This is a genomic window from Achromobacter sp. RTa, assembly GCF_000757485.1.
Lineage (GTDB): Bacteria > Pseudomonadota > Gammaproteobacteria > Burkholderiales > Burkholderiaceae_B > Achromobacter.
This window is the reverse complement of the sequence record NZ_JPYO01000042.1, coordinates 643,966-660,419: the sequence shown is the minus strand read 5'-3', so window position 1 is coordinate 660,419 and position 16,454 is coordinate 643,966. Positions and strand designations below refer to the sequence as shown.

General features: G+C 66.9%; 17 protein-coding genes. 14 read left to right on the top strand and 3 right to left on the bottom strand.

The features are described from left to right. Positions 1 to 187 precede the first annotated feature (187 nt). The 13 genes from JL37_RS20620 (at position 188) to JL37_RS20560 (ending at position 13,032) form a co-directional block, all read left to right on the top strand. Positions 188 to 1,045: an N-acyl homoserine lactonase family protein gene (locus tag JL37_RS20620; RefSeq protein ID WP_052097450.1), complete on the top strand. Its 858-nt coding sequence runs from the start codon at positions 188 to 190 to the stop codon at positions 1,043 to 1,045. A 9-nt stretch (positions 1,046 to 1,054) separates the two neighbouring features. Beyond that, complete coding sequence (locus JL37_RS20615) at positions 1,055 to 2,014, top strand: ABC transporter ATP-binding protein (protein WP_043546415.1); 960 nt, start codon at positions 1,055 to 1,057, stop codon at positions 2,012 to 2,014. Beyond that, positions 2,011 to 2,724, top strand: coding sequence for an ABC transporter permease (locus JL37_RS20610; RefSeq protein ID WP_043546413.1), 714 nt, complete (start codon positions 2,011 to 2,013; stop codon positions 2,722 to 2,724). The genes JL37_RS20615 and JL37_RS20610 overlap by 4 nt, the downstream gene beginning before the upstream one ends. Further along, positions 2,721 to 4,103 (top strand): Gldg family protein, encoded by a 1,383-nt coding sequence (locus JL37_RS20605; RefSeq protein ID WP_043546411.1) that lies wholly within the window; start codon positions 2,721 to 2,723, stop codon positions 4,101 to 4,103. The genes JL37_RS20610 and JL37_RS20605 overlap by 4 nt, the downstream gene beginning before the upstream one ends. Further along, positions 4,100 to 4,639: a DUF4340 domain-containing protein gene (locus JL37_RS20600; protein ID WP_231570399.1), complete on the top strand. Its 540-nt coding sequence runs from the start codon at positions 4,100 to 4,102 to the stop codon at positions 4,637 to 4,639. The genes JL37_RS20605 and JL37_RS20600 overlap by 4 nt, the downstream gene beginning before the upstream one ends. Positions 4,640 to 4,953: 314 nt before the next feature. Next, positions 4,954 to 5,859 (top strand): branched-chain amino acid ABC transporter permease, encoded by a 906-nt coding sequence (locus tag JL37_RS20595; RefSeq protein WP_043546409.1) that lies wholly within the window; start codon positions 4,954 to 4,956, stop codon positions 5,857 to 5,859. Further along, positions 5,859 to 6,839 (top strand): branched-chain amino acid ABC transporter permease, encoded by a 981-nt coding sequence (locus JL37_RS20590; protein ID WP_043546407.1) that lies wholly within the window; start codon positions 5,859 to 5,861, stop codon positions 6,837 to 6,839. Before JL37_RS20595 ends, JL37_RS20590 begins: the two co-directional genes overlap by 1 nt. Positions 6,840 to 6,841: 2 nt before the next feature. Further along, positions 6,842 to 7,582, top strand: a complete 741-nt coding sequence (locus tag JL37_RS20585) for an ABC transporter ATP-binding protein (RefSeq protein WP_043546406.1) — start codon at positions 6,842 to 6,844, stop codon at positions 7,580 to 7,582. 31 nt (positions 7,583 to 7,613) lie between these two features. Then, positions 7,614 to 8,270 carry an ABC transporter ATP-binding protein gene (locus tag JL37_RS20580; protein ID WP_043546405.1) on the top strand — a complete coding sequence of 219 codons (657 nt, stop codon included), beginning with the start codon at positions 7,614 to 7,616 and terminating at the stop codon, positions 8,268 to 8,270. A 17-nt stretch (positions 8,271 to 8,287) separates the two neighbouring features. After that, on the top strand, positions 8,288 to 9,724 hold the full coding sequence (locus JL37_RS20575; protein ID WP_043546404.1) for an aldehyde dehydrogenase family protein: 1,437 nt from the start codon (positions 8,288 to 8,290) through the stop codon (positions 9,722 to 9,724). A gap of 29 nt (positions 9,725 to 9,753) precedes the next feature. Beyond that, a complete protein-coding gene (locus tag JL37_RS20570; protein ID WP_043546403.1) occupies positions 9,754 to 10,506 on the top strand; it encodes a glucose 1-dehydrogenase in 753 nt (250 codons plus the stop codon). Between the two features lie 60 nt (positions 10,507 to 10,566). After that, positions 10,567 to 11,691: a zinc-dependent alcohol dehydrogenase family protein gene (locus JL37_RS20565; protein WP_043546402.1), complete on the top strand. Its 1,125-nt coding sequence runs from the start codon at positions 10,567 to 10,569 to the stop codon at positions 11,689 to 11,691. 36 nt (positions 11,692 to 11,727) lie between these two features. Then, positions 11,728 to 13,032: an ABC transporter substrate-binding protein gene (locus JL37_RS20560; protein WP_043546401.1), complete on the top strand. Its 1,305-nt coding sequence runs from the start codon at positions 11,728 to 11,730 to the stop codon at positions 13,030 to 13,032. A 68-nt stretch (positions 13,033 to 13,100) separates the two neighbouring features. Here the strand turns inward: JL37_RS20560 and JL37_RS20555 are convergent, their stop codons facing one another. After that, positions 13,101 to 14,864 (bottom strand): diguanylate cyclase, encoded by a 1,764-nt coding sequence (locus JL37_RS20555; protein ID WP_052097447.1) that lies wholly within the window; start codon positions 14,862 to 14,864, stop codon positions 13,101 to 13,103. Positions 14,865 to 15,112: 248 nt separating this feature from the next. Between JL37_RS20555 and JL37_RS20550 the strand changes: the two genes are divergently transcribed. After that, positions 15,113 to 15,874 (top strand): 5'-methylthioadenosine/adenosylhomocysteine nucleosidase, encoded by a 762-nt coding sequence (locus tag JL37_RS20550; protein WP_043546400.1) that lies wholly within the window; start codon positions 15,113 to 15,115, stop codon positions 15,872 to 15,874. 20 nt (positions 15,875 to 15,894) lie between these two features. On the opposite strand, the gene JL37_RS30745 is transcribed toward JL37_RS20550, so the two are convergent. After that, complete coding sequence (locus JL37_RS30745; protein ID WP_197064640.1) at positions 15,895 to 16,059, bottom strand: hypothetical protein; 165 nt, start codon at positions 16,057 to 16,059, stop codon at positions 15,895 to 15,897. Positions 16,060 to 16,161: 102 nt separating this feature from the next. Further along, positions 16,162 to 16,431, bottom strand: coding sequence for a PAAR domain-containing protein (locus JL37_RS20545; RefSeq protein WP_043546399.1), 270 nt, complete (start codon positions 16,429 to 16,431; stop codon positions 16,162 to 16,164). Positions 16,432 to 16,454: the final 23 nt, after the last annotated feature.

Genomic DNA, 16,454 nt, shown 5'->3' with positions numbered 1-16,454 from the left:
TGCGCATCATGGAAAACGGCCGCCAGATGCCGTTTCCGGCCGCGGACTTGCGCGGCCGTCGAGAAGCCCGCACACAGAAGACATCCTGCCCTTTGCACGCCAGCGGCGAACCCGGGACACACCGGGCGCCGGCTGATCGGCCACGGCCGTCCGGCCGCGGTTCCCCTGTTGGTCCGAGGAGACAACAATGAGCAAGAGTTGGAAAACGCTGTTAGGCGCGGCGGCGGTCGTGGCGGGCGGATGGGCCCACGCGGCAGATGCGCCGCCGGACATCAAGCTGATGCAGCTGTCCGTCGGCAAGATCGAACTGGACAAGGGCTTCATGACGGCCATGGTCGACGTGGGCACCAAGATCAAGATTCCCGTGCCGGCCTATGTCATCCAGCACCCTCGCGGGCTGGTGCTGTTCGATACCGGCATGAACCAGGCCACCGCCGACGGCAACTGCGCCAACTATTGGGGCCAGGGGCTATGCGGGGCGTTCAATTCCATCCAGGGACGCGACGAAGTTATCGACCGCCAGCTGAAGGCCGCGGGCTTCGACGTGGACGACGTGAAGTACGTCGTCTATTCGCACTTCCACCTGGACCACGCCGGCAACATCAAGATGTTCCCCAAGGCCCGCCACGTCGTGCAGAAGGCAGAGCTGCGCGCCGCCTGGTGGCCGGAAAAATTCCAGCGCGCCGCCTACGTCATGAAGGACTTCGACACCACCCGCGACTATGACTTCATCCAGGTGGAGGGCGATTTCGATCTCTTCGGCGATGGCACCATCGTGCTGCTGGACACCAAGGGCCATACCCAGGGCCACCAGTCCTTGCAGGTCAAGCTGAAGAACACCGGCACGGTGCTGCTGGCGGCGGACGCGATCTACACGGGCGAGAACGAGGCGGGCGTGATCCCGGGCATTACCTGGAACACGGCGGCGTCCATGCTGGCCATCGATCGGCTGAAGCAGATCCGCGATGCGCGGCAGGGCCAGCTCTGGTACAGCCACGACGCGGAGCAGCACGCGCAGAACGCCAAGACCAAAGTCTTCGACTGAGGGCGCGCCATGCAGCCGGTTGTCGCCCTGCATGAAGTCTGCAAGTCGTTCGGGCCGCGCCAGGTCCTGCACTCCCTGAGCCTCTCCGTGGGCCCGGGCGAGATCGTGGGCCTGCTGGGCCCGAACGGCAGCGGCAAGACCACCACCTTGCGCCTGATGGCGGGCTTCTATGCGCCCGACAGCGGCCGCATCACGATCCGCGGCCGCCGGCCGGCCGCGGGCCGCGGCAACGCCGACATCGGCTATCTGCCGGAACGCGCGCCCCTGTACGACGCGCTGACGGTATTGCAGTACCTGGATTTCGTCGCGGGCGTGAAGGTAGCCGGCGGCGCCGGGGCCAGGCGGCAGGCGATCGAGCGGGCCATCGAGGGCTTCGACCTGCAAGGCGTGGCGCGCACGGTGATCGGCCGCCTTTCCAAGGGGCAGCGGCAGCGCGTGGGCCTGGCCCAGGCCGTGCTGAACGATCCGCCGGTGCTGTTGCTGGACGAAGCCACCAACGGGCTGGATCCGGTGCAGATCGTCGAGGCGCGCGCGATGATCCGGCGCTGCGCGCAAGGGCGCGCCGTGGTGTTCAGCAGCCATCTGATGCAGGAGGTGGAGGCCTTGTGCACGCGCATCGCCATCCTGCGCCAGGGCCGCCTGGTGGAGGACGCCGCGCTGGGCGAAACGCCGGCGGCGCTGCAGCTGAGCCTGGCGCTGCCCCAGGCAAGGCACGCGGACTTGCGTGCCGCCTTGCTTGCCTGCCCCGGCGTCAAGGGCGCCGATGCCGAGGCCATCGATGCAATGCACAGTAAGTGGCGCATCGGCTGGGACAGCCAGGCGGCGGGAGGGGCGACCTGCGACGCCGTGCTGCGCATCGTGCTCGCGCACGCGGAACTGCGCGCGGTCCTGTCCATGCAGGACGCCGTAGAGGCGCGGCTGCTGGCAGCGCTGGCGCCGAACGACGCGCCATTGCGGAGGCGCGCATGAGAGGCTTTTTCGCCCTGTACCGCAAAGAACTGCGCACCGATTTCGGATCGCCCGTGGCGCTTGCGGTGGTGGCCGTGTTCTGGGCCCTGTCCGGCTACCTGTTCAGTTTCAACCTGTTCTTCGTCAGCACGGGGAAGATGGTGACCGCCTTCCACAACATGACGATTCTGCTGATCCTGGTGATGCCGCTGGTGAGCATGCGCGCGTTCGCCGAGGAGGCCAGGCAGGGAACGCTGGAATTGCTGCTGACCCTGCCGCTGCCCGATTTCACGCTGGTGGCGGCCAAGTACGCGGCCGGGCTTACGGTGCTGGCGCTGATGCTTGCGGGCACGGCGTCCGCGGTGCTGCCGCTGGCCTGGTACGGGCAGCCCGACTACGGGCCCATTGCGGGCGGCTACATCGGCGTGTTCCTCTATGGCGCGCTGTTCCTGGCCATTGGCATCGCGGTGTCCAGCGCCTGCACCAACCAGATCGTGGCGGCGAGCGCAACCTGGGGCATCCTGGTGCTGCTGTGGTTCATCGATTATCCCGCGGCGCTGGACGCCTTCCCGGCGTTGTCGCCGTTCTTCCAGGCGCTGTCGCTGTCGGCACAGCACGTGGATTTCATTCGCGGCGTGCTGCCCGGTCCGGCCACGGTCACGCTGGCCAGCCTGACGGTGCTGGCGCTGATGGTGGCGGCCGTCAACCTGAAGCGCTGGAGGCTGCGATGAACCGCCATGCCGTGCGCCGCGCCGGCCAGCGCCTGGCGCTGTGGCTGCCCGTCATGGCGGTGGCGGCGCTGCTGCTGGCCCTGAACCTCTGGGCCGCGCGCCACCTGGGCCGTGTCGATCTCACTGCGCAGCGCCTGTACAGCCTGGCGCCGGAGAGCATAGAGGTGGCCAGGCAGGTCGGCCAGCCGGTCGAGGTGACCTGGTTCTACGATTTGCGCAACAAGAGCATGGTCGATGCGCTGGAACTGCTGCGCCAGTACGAGCGCGCCAATCCGCTGATCCGCGTGCGCGGCGTGGATCCGGCCCTGCGCCCGGCCGAAGCGCGCGAGGCGGGCATCCAGTTCGCCGGCAGCGCAGTGCTGGCTTCGGGCGCCCGCCGGATGACGATCAACGGAGGCACCGAAACGGATTTCACCAACGCGCTGATCCGCATCGGCCAGCGCGGCGCCCAGACCGTCTGCTTCACGCAAGGCCATCGCGAGGCCCCGCTCGACAGCCTGTCGTCACTGGACGATCTGGAAGAGCACGACGGCGACGAAAACCTGGTGGCCCGCGTGGAGGTGCACGAGCAGCACGGCATGGCGCTGGCCCGCAATGCCTTGCGCACGCTGGGTTTCGCCACCCGCGGCGTGAACGCGGGCAGCCTGGCGCAGGCGCTGCCGGAATGCGCGGTCGTCGTGGCGGCCGGCCCGCGCGCGCCGTTCGGCGATGGCGACGCGCAGGCGCTGCGGGACTGGACCCTGGCGGGCGGCAAGACTCTGCTCTTGCTCGAACCCGATGCGCCGCATGGCCTGGACGCGCTGCTGGGCGATTTCGGGATCGCGCGGCCGCCGGGCGCGCTGGCGGATGCCGCCAGCCACTACCGCAACGATCCCGGCAGCCCGGCCGTCAGCGACTACACGCGTCACAAGATGACGCGCGGCCTGCCCTTGAGCTTCTTTCCGGGCGCCGCGGGCCTGGAGCCGGCGGGCGACAGCCTGCCCCGGGGCGTGGTCGTGACGCCGCTGGCGCAGACATCGGACCAGGCGCAACTGCCCGGCCGTTCCGCTGCGCGCTACGCCTTGATGGCGCTGGCTACGCGCAACGCCCAGGCGGCCGGCGCAGACGGTTCGGCGCGGCCCACGCTGCTGGTCGCGGGCGACAGCGATTTCGCGACCAACCGCCATTTCGCCGTGCTGGGAAATGGCGCGCTGTTCACCAACGCGGTGTCGTTGCTGGCGGGCGAGGACGCGCGGCTGACCATCCGGCCCCGTCCCTACGAGAACCGCCGGGTGGAGCTGACCAACCGCCAGATGCGCGCGGTTTTCTGGACCAGCACCGTGGCCTTGCCCTTGTTGGCTCTCCTGGCCGGGCTGCTGATGTGGTGGAGGCGCCGGTGAACGCCGCCCGCGCCGGGTGGTCGATGCTGCTGGCGGCGGGCATCGCCTTGTCGCTGTGGCAATGGCGCGAGGCGGCCGAGTCGCCGCAAGGGCATGGCGGCCATACCCACCTGCACGACGATTCCGGCAAGCCTGCGCGCCTGTATGCCTGGGACGCGGCCAAGGCGGCCCAGGTGATCCTGGCCACGCCGGACGCCACCTTGCGGATGAGCCGCAGCGCCCGGGACTGGACCACGGCGCCGCCGCAAGCAGGGAGGGGATTCGACGCGGCGGATTTCGTGGCGCTGTTCTCGCAGGCGCGCAGCGACCGCGTGCTGGCGCCTCAGCCGGGGCAGCCGTATGGCCTGGCGCCGCCGCTGCTGCGGATCGAAGTGCGCGACGCGGCCGGCGCCACGCTGGCGAGCCTGGACGTGGGCGCGCTTGCGCCGGATGGATTAGGCCGTTATGTGCAGGTGCCGGGCGAGCAGCAGATCCGCATCATCCCCGCCTACCAGACCCGCGCGCCGCTGGCGGCGATGGCGCTGGAAAACCCTTGAAGCGCGGCCTCTCTACGGATCGCGAAACCTGGCTTGCACAAAGATAAATAGTCGCTGAACAGGCGCATACCTATACTTCAAATCCATTAACAGGCAGGTTCCGCCCGTCCCTCAACGGCCCGCGGAGCGCGCCGGATAAGCGCCTTCCCATCCGCCTCGCAACACGCTGCGGCCGGATACGGAAAGGTTGATAACGAGACATCGGCGCGCGGTGCGCGCCAGGGCGACAGCCCGCACGGCAAGGCTTGCGATTCCCGTTGTTGCGGCAGCGGTGAGCGGGCGCGGCGGGTGCTCAGCGTAATGGGAGAAAACGCTTGACCTTGGATCTACTGCCTCTCGCCTTGGTGGACGGCGTGGCGTACGCCAGTCTGCTGTTCCTGGTATCAATGGGGTTAACCCTCGTGTTCGGCGTGATGGGAATCCTGAACGTCGCCCACGGCGCCTTCTACGCGTTCGGCGGCTACGCGGCCGCCAGCTTCGTGATGTTCCTGGCGCCCAAGACTGACTCCCCCGTCCTGCTGTTCGCCGCCTTGTTCGTCGCGGCCGTCGCGGTGGGGCTCGCGCTGGGCAGCATCATGGAGTTCCTGCTCATCCGGCGCGCACAGAACTACGACCCCATCCTGAAACTGTTGCTCACCTTCGGCGGTTTCCTCATGCTGGAGGACATCCAGCGCATGCTGTGGGGCGCGCAGCCCTACAGCGCCAGCGAGGTGGTCAACCGCCTGGGGAACATCGAGCTCGGCGACATCACCTACACCACGTACCAATTGGTCGTCGTCCCGGTGACGGCGCTGCTGGCCTATGTGTGCCTGGAATTCTTCCTGCGCCACACCAAGCTGGGCAAGCAGACGGTCGCCACCACGCACAACCGCGAGGTCGCCACCTCGCTGGGCATCAACGCCAAGAAGATCGGCTACGTCACCTTCGTCATCGCCACCATGCTCGGCGCCCTGGGCGGCGCCATGGCCGCGCCGACCACGTCGCTGGTGCCCGGCGCGGGCACCGACATGACCGTGCTGTCGTTCGCGGTGGTCGCCACCGCGGGGCTGGGCCAGATCACCGGCGCGCTCATCGCCTCGCTGCTGATCGGCGTCATCCGCGCCATAGCCGTCTACGCGGCGCCGGAGCTGGAAGTGGCGGTTCCATACATCATCATGGTGCTGGTGCTGATCATCCGGCCGCACGGCCTGTTCACCGTGGCCCAAGCGAGGACGATCTGATGAAAGTGCCCGCAATCAGCCTGCTGGCCGCGCTGGCCACGCTCGTTCTCGGCTACACGTATTCCTGGACCATCACGCCCATCGTCATCGGCCTTACCTACGCCATCGCGGCGCTCGGCGTGTCGGTGATGGCCCGCGCGGGGCAGATTTCGTTCGGCCACGCGATGTACTCATGCATTTCGGCCTATACCGTGGCTTTCCTGGCGCGCGCCGTGCCGGGCACGGATGCGCTGACGCTGATCCTGGCCGGCGTGCTCGCCAGTTTCCTGGCGGCGATCGTGATCGGCCTGTTCGTGGTGCGCTATCGCGGCATCTTCTTCGGCATGCTCAACCTGGCGCTGAGCATGGTGCTGTTCGCGTTGCTGGGAAAGCTCTATACGCTGACCGGCGGCTCCGACGGCCTGCGCATCGTGCGTCCCGCCATCGCGGGCATCACGATGGAGCGGGAGTCCTTCGAGCGCGCGCTGCTGGTGCTGACGCTCGTCCTGTCGCTGGCGCTGGCCTGGTGGGTGCAGCGCTATTTCCGCTCGGGCAGCGGCCAGGCCCTGTCCGCGATCAAGACCAACGAAACGCGATTGGAATATCTCGGATTCTCCGCCTACTTCATCATGTGGAAGGGCTACCTGCTGTCGGCCGTGGTGGTGGGATTCTCGGGCGCCATCCTGGCGTTGATGCAGGGACTGGTCACGCCCGAAATCGGATCGTGGCTGCGCTCGGGCGAGTTCGTGTTCATCACCATCCTGGGCGGCGCGGGCCATGCGGCGGGCGCCTTCCTGGGCGCGGTGGGATTCGAATCGGTCAAGCTGGTGTCGGCCGCCTATTTCCCCGGCCTGTGGCAATTCCTGCTGGGCCTGACGCTGATCCTGGTGATCTTCATGTTCCCCACCGGCTTCGTCGGCCAGATCATGAAGCGCATCGAGGCGCAGAAGCGCGAGCACAACCGGGTGGAGTCCCCGGCGCGGATCCCGGTGAGGAATTGACGATGAAACCCCTCATTAAGACGACAGACCTGTACCTGGCCTTCGGCGGCGTGGTAGCCGCCGACAACATCAATTTCGAGCTGCACGAGGGCGAGCGCCTGGCGGTGATCGGGCAGAACGGGGCGGGCAAGACCACATTCATCAATATCTGCACGGGCTACCTCGCGCCATCCAAGGGCAAGGTCTATTTCGACGGACGCGACGTGACCGCGATGGCGCCGCGCAGGATCGTGCGCCTGGGGCTGGGCCGTTCCTTCCAGCTGCCGCAGCTGTTCACCGAGCACACCGTGCGCCAGTGCGTTCAGATCGCCGCCGCCCGGCGCAACAAGGAACTGAGCTGGTTCCGCTCGCTGGAAAGCACCATAGACGCGAAGGAGGTCGACGCCACGCTGGATCTGGTCGGGCTGCTGCCGGATGCCGAAGAGCTTTCCATCGGCCTGCCCGAGGGCAAGCGCAAGCTGCTGGACGTGGCGATGGCGCTGGCGCTTCAGCCCAAGCTCCTGATCATGGACGAACCCACCAGCGGCGTCGCGTCGGAAGACAAATTCGGCCTGATGGAGACCGTCATGCGCGCACTGGGTGAACGGCGCGTGACCAGCTGGTTCGTCGAGCACGACGTGGACATCGTGTCGCGCTATGCCACCCGCGTCGCGGCGTGGATCGCGGGCAAGGTGGCCGCAGACGGCACGCCCGACGAAGTCTTGAACAACGCGCAGATCAAAAGCGAAGTGCTGGGGGCCTAGGGCCTGCTGATACTGAAAGGAGCCCCTAACCATGCTGAATCTATCGGCCGTCAACGTCGACCTGGCGGGCAACCGCATCCTGCGCGACGTCAGCGCCACCTTCGAACCCGCCAAGACCATCGGCATCGTCGGCCGCAATGGCGCCGGCAAGACCACGCTGTTGCGCACCATCATGGGCCTGACGCGGATCAAGTCCGGCAAGATCGCCTTCGACGGCACCGACCTGACGGCGCTGCCCGGCCACCGGCGCGCGGCGCTTAAGGTGGGCTATGCGCCCGAGGATCGGGTGATCTTTCCCACCATGACGGTGGAAGAAAATCTGCATCTGCCTTGCGAAGTCCAGGGCCAGTCCAAGGAGGAGATCCAGGCGCGGGTGGCCGCGGTGCTGAAGGTGGTGCCGCAACTGGAGCCGATGCTGAAGCGTTCGGGCTCGGCCCTGTCGGGCGGCCAGGGAAAGATGGTGGCGCTGGCGCGCGCCGTCATGGTGGGCACGCGCCTCCTGATGCTGGACGAGCCTTTCCAGGGCCTCGCGCCCAAGCTGGCGCGCGACTACACCGAAGCGCTGGCGCGGCTGAAGGAACTGCAGCCCGACCTGTGCGTGGTGATCACCGAGTCCAACGTGAAGTTGCTTGGCGACATCCCTGACCAGATTTGGACGATCGAGCGCGGCTCGATTTCCTTGAATTGAATTCGACGGAGACATTCATGACGCAGATGATCATCAACGGCCGCCAGGTCGACGCGGCCGACGGCCGCAGCATCGAGGTGGTTTCGCCGGTGGACGGCAAGGTGTTCACCACCATCCCGCGCGGCCAGCAGGCCGACGTGGACGCGGCGGTCCAGGCCGCGCGCGGCGCGCTGGACGGCGAATGGGGCCGCATGACGGCGTTGGATCGGGGCCGTCTGCTGCTGCGCCTGGGCGAAAGCGTGCTGGCCCACCACGAGGAACTGGCGCAGCTGGAATCGCGCGACACAGGCAAGCCCATGTCCACTGCGCGCGCGGATATCACCGTGCTGGCGCGTTACTTCGAATTCTACGGCGGCGCCGCCGACAAGGTGCACGGCCAGACCATTCCCTTCCAGAAGGACTATTCCGTCCAGCTGATCCGCGAGCCGCTGGGCGTCACCGCCCACATCATCCCGTGGAACTACCCCGCGCAGATGTTCGGCCGCAGCGTTGCCCCGGCGCTGGCCATGGGCAACGCCGCCGTCGTCAAACCGGCCGAAGACGCCTGCCTGTCCATCATCCGCGTGGCGGAACTGGCCCTGGAAGTGGGCTTTCCCGCGGGCGCCCTGAACATCGTGACGGGCCTGGGCGAAGAGGCGGGCGCCAGCCTGTCGCGCCATCCCGGCATCAACTTCATCACGTTTACCGGCTCCAACGAGGTCGGCGTGCTGATCCAGCAGGCCGCCGCGCTGAACGCGGTCAAGTGCGTGCTGGAGCTGGGCGGCAAGTCGGCGCACATTGTGTTCGACGACGCCAGCTACAAGCTGGCCATTCCCGCCATCGTGAAGGGCATTGTCCACAACGCCGGCCAGACCTGCACCGCCGGCAGCCGCCTGCTGGTCCAGAAAGGCATCTACGCGGACTTCATGAAAGCGCTGGCGGAAGAATTCTCCAAGGTGCGCGCCGGCACGCCGGACATGGACCTTACTTGCGGCCCCGTCGTCAACAAGGCGCAGTTCGAGCGCGTCAACCGCTATATCTCCAAGGGCCTTGCGGATGGGCTGAAGGTGGTGGCCGAGGGCGGTATCGCCGACGGCGTGCCCGAGGGCGGCTACTTCGTCAAACCCACGCTCTTCAGCGCGGCCACCCATGATTCCGACCTGATGACCCAGGAGATCTTCGGGCCGGTGCTGGTGGCATTGCCCTTTGCCGACGAAGCCGAGGCGATCCGCCTGGCCAACGCCACGGACTACGGCCTGCTGGGCGCGGTCTGGACCGAGAACGGCGGGCGCCAGCAGCGCGTGGCGCGCGGCATCAAGTGCGGCCAGGTCTACATCAACGGCTTCGGCGCGGGCGGCGGCGTCGAACTGCCGTTCGGCGGCGTGAAGAAGAGCGGCCATGGACGCGAGAAGGGCTTCATCGCGCTGGAAGAAATGAGCACGACCAAGACGATCATCCAATTCTATGGCGAGTGATCGCCGGAAAAAAAAAACGGAGACAGGAAATGAGTCAGTTGCAAGGCAAGGTCGCCATCGTCACGGGCGGGGGCAGCGGCTTCGGCGAAGGCATCGTCAAGCTGTATGCCAAGGAAGGCGCCAAGGTCGTCATCGCCGACATCAACAAGGAAGCCGCGGACCGCGTGGCGCGCGAAGTGGGGCCCGCCGCCCTGGCGGTCAAGGCCGACGTGTCCAGCCGCGCCGACATCGACAATGTCGTGCGCGCCTGCCGCGAGGCCTTCGGTTCCGTGGACATCGTGGTCAACAATGCCGCCATCACCCACAAGAACCAGCCCATGCTGGACGTGGACGAGGCGATGTTCGACCGCATGTTCGACATCAACGTGAAGTCGATCTACCACATGGCGCAGGCCGTGGTGCCCGTGATGCGCGAGCAAAAGCGCGGCGTGATCCTGAACGTGGGCTCCACCGCGGGCATCCGTCCGCGTCCCGGACTCAGCTGGTACAACGCGTCCAAGGGCGCCGTCAACGTGCTGTCCAAGTCCATGGCGGTGGAACTGGGCCCCGACGGCATCCGCGTCAACGCCATCTGCCCGGTCATGGGCATCACGGGCATGTTCGAGCTCTTTATGGGCCTGCCGGACACGCCGGAGAACCGGGCCAAGTTCGTGTCGACCATTCCGCTGGGCCGCTTCTGCCAGCCGTCCGACGTGGCCGCCGCCGCGCTGTTCCTGGCCAGCGATGCGGCCGAGTTCATCACCGGGGTCGAGTTCCCGGTGGACGGCGGCCGCACCGTGTAGCGCAGGCCGCGCGCCCGGGTCTTCCCCGGGCGTTTCCCTTTCTCCGTGGATGATAGAAAAATGAAAATCAGAGCGGCGCTGTTGCGGGAAGTCGGGGTCGAAGGCCCCTATGCCCAGACCCGGCCATTGAGCATTGCCGAGATCGAACTGGACCCTCCGGGATTCGGCGAGGTGCTGGTCAGGATCAAGGCGGCGGGGTTGTGCCATTCCGACTTGTCGGTCATCAATGGCGACCGGCCCCGCGGCGTGCCTATCGTGCTGGGGCACGAATCGTCCGGCGAGGTCGTGGAGACCGGCCCCGGCGTGACCGACCTGAAGCCGGGCGACCACGTCGCCATGGTGTTCGTGCCCAGCTGCGGCTGCTGCAATCCCTGCATGGAAGGCCGGCCCGCGCTGTGCGAACCGGGCGCCGCGGCCAACACCAAGGGCACGTTGCTGGGCGGCGAACGCCGCCTGCACATCGGCGACGAATACATCAACCACCATACGGGCGTGTCCTGCTTCGCGGAGTACGCCGTGGTGTCCCGCCGCTCCTGCGTCAAGGTGAACGTGGAGCTAAGCCACCGCGAGGCCGCGCTGTTCGGCTGCGCCGTGCTGACCGGCGCCGGCGCGGTCATCAATCGCGCGCGCATCAAAATGGGCGACACGGCCGCCATCGTCGGTCTGGGCGGGGTAGGGCTGAGCGCCTTGCTGGCCGCGGTGGCCGCCGGCGCGCGCCGCGTGGTCGCGGTGGACCTCAGCGACGAGAAGCTCGCCCTGGCGAAGGAGCTGGGCGCCACGCACGTGGTCAACCCCAAGCAGGTCAAGTCGGACGACGATCTGTTCGACCTCGCCGGCGGCCGCGTCGACTACGGCTTCGACATGGCTGGCGCGGTGCCCGCCTTCGAAACCGCCTACAAGCTGACCCGCCGCGGCGGGGCGACGGTGACGTCAGGCCTGCCTAATCCCAAGTTCAGCTTTCCGCTGTCGCTGTCGCAGATGGTGGGCGAAGAGCGCGAGATCCGGGGCAGCTACCTCGGCTCGGGCGTCCCGGCCATCGACATCAGCCGCTACATCGACCTCTACAAGGAGGGCAGGCTGCCCGTCGACCGCATGATGGGCAAATCGTTTTCGCTGGACCAGATCAACGAGGGGTTCGACCACCTCGCCACCGGCGGCAGCCTGCGCGACGCCATCGTTTTCTAAGGGCGCAGACCCGATAACAACACTGGAGACTAGACCATGAAACTCTCTCGACTGGCGGCGCTTGTGGGCGCCTCCCTGCTGTCCGGCGCCGCGGCGCTGGCGAACGCGGCGGACAAGCCCAAGGAACTGAACATCGGCATTTCGACCTACCTGTCGGGGTCCGCCTCCGTATTCGGGGTTCCGGCGCGCGATGCCGCCGAGATCCTGATCCAGGACATCAACGCCAACGGCGGCATCGACGGCGTGAAGCTGGTGCCCAGCTACATCGACGAAGGCGGCGGCGGCGAGAAGCTGCTCTCCGAATACCGCCGCCTGGCCGAAGGCGGCACGCGCGTCATGCTGTCGGCCATTTCCAGCGGCCACTGCAACATCGTCGCGCCCGTGGCCGAGGACCTGAAGGTGCTGAACGTGCTGTGGGACTGCGGCACGGAGAAGGCGCTGGAAGGCAAGAAGTACAAGTACGTGGTGCGCACGCAGGCCAACGCCACCACGGAAATGGTCGCGCAGGTGCTGTACCTGATGAAGGTGAAGCCCGATTTCAAGACCATCGCCATCGTCAACCAGGACTACGCCTGGGGCCGCGACTCGCGCGACATCTTCCTGGCCGCGCTGAAGAAGTTCAAGCCGGACGTCAAGGTCGTGGCCGAGATGTTCCCCAAGTTCGGCGCCGCCGACTTCTCCACAGAGATCAGCCGCCTGCAGGCCTTGCGCCCGGACGTCATCGTTTCCACGTCGTGGGGCGGCGACCTGGACAACTTCGTGCGCCAGGCCTCGCAGCGCAACCTGTTCAAGAACTCGACCTTCGTCCTGTCGCTGGCCGAGAGCTCGCTGGAGCGCCTGGGCAACGCGCTGCCTGAAGGCGTCTACGTAGGCGCGCGGGGCGACCATTACTTCCTGCATCCCGAGACCAAGGACGATCCGCAGCATCAGGCCTTCGTGAAGAAATTCCACGACAAGACCGGCGCCTATCCCATTTACTCCGTCTACCACATGGTGCAGGCGATCCAGGGCCTGAAGGCGGGCTATGAGCAGGCCATCAAGGCCAACAATGGCGCATGGCCCACTCCCGAGCAAGTGGCGGCCGCCATGCACGACGTGTCCTTCAAGGGCTTCGGCCGCGAGGTGAAGATGCACCGGGCCGACGGCCAGGGCCTCGAGGCGCAGCTGTTCGGCGTGACGAAAAAGAGCGACAAGTACCCGTTCAAGGTGCTGGCCGACATCACGATCGTGCCGGCTGAACTGGTCACCCCGGGCGTGACGGACACGTCGATGGAATGGATCGAAAAGAACCTGACGCCAGAAGCGCTGAAGAGCGACCAGATCAAGGTGTATTCGAACTGAGCAATCGGTGCAGTGCGCGGGACTAGCCCCGGCGGGAAACTGCCGGGGTTTTTTTGGCCGGATCCGCTTCAGGCCGGCATTTCCCACAGCACGCAGTTGCGGCCGTTCAGCTTCGCCTTGTACAGCAGCTCGTCGGCCCGACGGGACAGGCGCGCCAGGGCTCTGGCGTCGCCGCCACGAGCGTAGGCGACGCCAAAGCTTGCGGTCATGCCGAAGCGCCTTCCGTCGGCGGCGGCGATCCGGGCGTCCGAGATGCTCAAGCGCATGCGCTCGGCAATGTCGTGGGCCGCATCGACGCTGTGGCTGCGGCAGAGCACCGCGAATTCTTCGCCTCCCACGCGGGCGACGACGTCCGATTGGCGGAAGGTCTTGCGGCAGAGATCGGCAACGGTCTTGAGCGCTTCGTCGCCCGTGGGATGGCCGTGCGTGTCGTTGATGGCCTTGAAGTGGTCTATGTCGAACAGGATGAAGGCCAGGCCTTCGTCATCGCCGCGCAGGTCCCGCAATTCGGCTTCGAGCCGCTTCTCGAAGGCGCGCCGGTTCAGCAGGCCGGTCAGGAAATCCGTTTCGGCCATGATCGCCAGGTCTCGTATCAGGCGGTCGCGTTCCAGTTCCAGCTTGCGCACGGCGGCGGCGTTGTCGTTGAGCACATTCAGGGCCTTGAACATGTGATTGACCTCCCCGCGGTATTCATCCGCGGGGATTTCGGGCACCGCGCCGCCCTTTGCAATCTTGCCGATGATGTCGGTGGCCTTGACGAAGGGCCGGATGACGCGCTTGCGGAACAGCGCCAGCCCGATGATGAGGGCGGAGGTGAGCATCGCGGCGGCTGCGAGGGTGGTCAGCAATACCCGGATCGCGGCCTCCCGGCTTTCCTGGATGCGCCGCTCCACGCGGTCGAGCATGAGGTCGCGGAACCGCACGATCGATTGCATCCGAGGCACGTAGTTCGCGGCCAGTTCGTACATGGATACGGAAGGCCCTTCGTCGGCGCCTTCCGCCAGGGCGCGGACGCTTTCGATGTAATTCATTCCCTCGCCGAAGTACTGCTGCTGCATGTCCCGGTATGCCGCCGACGCGGAGTGCCGCGGCATGCTGGCGATGTTGGCATCGATCAGCCCGCGCAGTTTGTCGATGCGGCCCACTACGCGCTCTATCCGGAGCTGGTCGCTGGCGGTAAGCGTGCGGCGCTTGGTCAGCGCGGGCGCGAACGTGGAGCCCAGCAGCCCCGCCTGTTCGCGCAAATCCCCGGCCAGCAGGGCCAGGGTCAGCAGGTCGAAGTCCTCGCCCTGGTTCCGAGCGACCAGGCCGATGCCGTCGGACATCGTCGCGCGCAGTTCGGGGACCAGCGCGACCATGTCGCCGACCACCGTCCACAGAGTGAAGCCCGAGATGCTCGCCCGGGGCGCGGCGATCGCCCGGTCGGCGCCGTCGCGGGCGTCGAGCAGGGCCTGCCGGACGCGCTGGAGATGAGTGAATTCCCGCGCGCCGTTTGGATTGTAGGGCGCGCGATAGAGGGAGAGGAGATCGGCGATCCGCGCATTCGTGCGCTGGCGCGCTTCGTCCAACGCATGGGTGATCGCGTCCGGCACCGGCTGGTCGGCGCCCATGGCCGAGTTCATGGGGCCGCGCTCGGCCGACACCGCCTCCATGGTCTGCAGCGTCGCGCGCACGATGACGAAGCCTCTCATGGCGTCGTCGGTTGCGGTAAGGGAACGCCAGTTCTGCTGCACCACGATGGCGGTCAGCATGGAAACCGGCAGGGCCACGCCGGCGGCCAGTGTCAGGAAATACCTTTCCAGGGATTTAAGAGCGAAGACATTGCGGAACATGCGAAAACACTGGCTCGGAACAATGACTGGCGGCAGATTACTTGAAATGGATCACCGGCAGCATCGTTTTCCCGCATCATTTCGGCGGTTCAGCTTTTGTATCGCATTAAGTCGGAATATCTCATGGGAGCGCGCGTCGGAAGCCGGCCGCGGACGCGTATCGGAGGCCCGTTGGCGCCCGTGCCGCGCATGGGGTATGTTGCGGGCTGAGCGGCTCCGGCCGCGCATGACCGACAGAGAAGAAGTTCATGGGACGTTTAGCCATACTGGGCGCCTTGCACGAAGAAATCGCCGACCTGCTCGCCGCGATGGACCCAGGCGCAGTCGTACACCGCATCGCCATGCGCGATTTCCACGTCGGCACCTTATGGGGCACGCCTTGCGTGATCGCGCTGAGCCGCATCGGCAAGGTGGCCGCGGCGGCAACCGCGTCCATCGTCATCCAGCAGTTCAAGGTGTCGCGCGTGATCTTCACCGGCCTGGCCGGAGGCTTGCACGCGGATGTGGCGGTGGGCGATGTGGTCGTGGCCAGCGCGTTGATGCAGCACGACATGGATGCGCGGCCCTTGTTCGGCCAGTACGAAATTCCCTTGCTGGCCCGCGCGCAGTTCGACACTGATGCTGCCTTGAGCGCGCGCCTGCGGGAGAGCGCCGAGGAGTTCCTGGAAAGCCATGCGCCGGCGCTGGGCGGGCGAGCGGCCTTGCGGCCTCGGCCGAGGGTGCATTGCGGGCTGATCGCGACCGGCGACGTCTTCGTCAATGACAATGACGAGGCGCAGAAACTGCGCCTGCGCCTGCCGGAGGCGCTCTGCCTGGAAATGGAGGGCGGCGCGACGGCACAGGTCTGCCACGAGTTCGGAATCCCCTTCGCGGTGCTGCGGGTGATCTCGGATCGCGCCGATCATGCCGCGAAGGTGGATTTCACTGATTTCCTGGTGAATGTGGCGCGCGTCTACACGGCCGGTATCCTGGCGCCCTTGCTCCGGCCGGGCGTCCTGCCGGATGCCTGACCGCGAGCGCGCGGGCCGGATCAGCGGCCCGTGTCGGGATAGTTGGGGCCGGCGTCGCTGAAGCCGCCGCTGCTATAGGGATTGGCGGCGCCGGGGTGGGGAGGCCCGCCTTCGCCCGGCGCGCAGCCGGCGAGGAACAATGCCGCAGCCGCGACGGAAAGCAGCCGTACCAGAGCAGATTTCATGATGGTCTCCTGCGCGAGCCCCTACGGCAGGCGCGTAGCGTGCAGCTTGTGGTGCCTGCCATTTTACGCCTCGGGGTGTGCCGCGGCGCCGGTCGCCGGCCCCTAGCCGTGCTCCAGGCGATAGAACTGCTGGCTGGCGATCAGCGTGGCCCCGCAGGATGTCTTCATGCCTTCCAGCGCCGTCCGCCGGTCCGAGCTGACGCCCGCCGTGCCTTCCACGATGGTGTGGGTGCCGCCGCACTTGGGGCAGGTGACGCGATCGCCCAGCCGGGCCATGGGCTGGCCGAAAATAATGACGGTTTCGTCGTCCGTGACGACCACGCCGCCGTGGGACGTGCGATCGCCTTTGCGTATCACCGATAGCTGCGCCATGGCTGCTCGTTGCTTTGTTAGGT

Coding starts and splice junctions, on each gene's coding strand:
- JL37_RS20620 (WP_052097450.1), top strand. CDS start 188: ATGAGCAAGAGTTGGAAAACGCTGTTAGGCGCGGCGGCGGTCGTGGCG.
- JL37_RS20615 (WP_043546415.1), top strand. CDS start 1,055: ATGCAGCCGGTTGTCGCCCTGCATGAAGTCTGCAAGTCGTTCGGGCCG.
- JL37_RS20610 (WP_043546413.1), top strand. CDS start 2,011: ATGAGAGGCTTTTTCGCCCTGTACCGCAAAGAACTGCGCACCGATTTC.
- JL37_RS20605 (WP_043546411.1), top strand. CDS start 2,721: ATGAACCGCCATGCCGTGCGCCGCGCCGGCCAGCGCCTGGCGCTGTGG.
- JL37_RS20590 (WP_043546407.1), top strand. CDS start 5,859: ATGAAAGTGCCCGCAATCAGCCTGCTGGCCGCGCTGGCCACGCTCGTT.
- JL37_RS20585 (WP_043546406.1), top strand. CDS start 6,842: ATGAAACCCCTCATTAAGACGACAGACCTGTACCTGGCCTTCGGCGGC.
- JL37_RS20580 (WP_043546405.1), top strand. CDS start 7,614: ATGCTGAATCTATCGGCCGTCAACGTCGACCTGGCGGGCAACCGCATC.
- JL37_RS20575 (WP_043546404.1), top strand. CDS start 8,288: ATGACGCAGATGATCATCAACGGCCGCCAGGTCGACGCGGCCGACGGC.
- JL37_RS20570 (WP_043546403.1), top strand. CDS start 9,754: ATGAGTCAGTTGCAAGGCAAGGTCGCCATCGTCACGGGCGGGGGCAGC.
- JL37_RS20565 (WP_043546402.1), top strand. CDS start 10,567: ATGAAAATCAGAGCGGCGCTGTTGCGGGAAGTCGGGGTCGAAGGCCCC.
- JL37_RS20560 (WP_043546401.1), top strand. CDS start 11,728: ATGAAACTCTCTCGACTGGCGGCGCTTGTGGGCGCCTCCCTGCTGTCC.
- JL37_RS20555 (WP_052097447.1), bottom strand. CDS start 14,864: ATGTTCCGCAATGTCTTCGCTCTTAAATCCCTGGAAAGGTATTTCCTG.
- JL37_RS20550 (WP_043546400.1), top strand. CDS start 15,113: ATGGGACGTTTAGCCATACTGGGCGCCTTGCACGAAGAAATCGCCGAC.
- JL37_RS30745 (WP_197064640.1), bottom strand. CDS start 16,059: ATGAAATCTGCTCTGGTACGGCTGCTTTCCGTCGCGGCTGCGGCATTG.
- JL37_RS20545 (WP_043546399.1), bottom strand. CDS start 16,431: ATGGCGCAGCTATCGGTGATACGCAAAGGCGATCGCACGTCCCACGGC.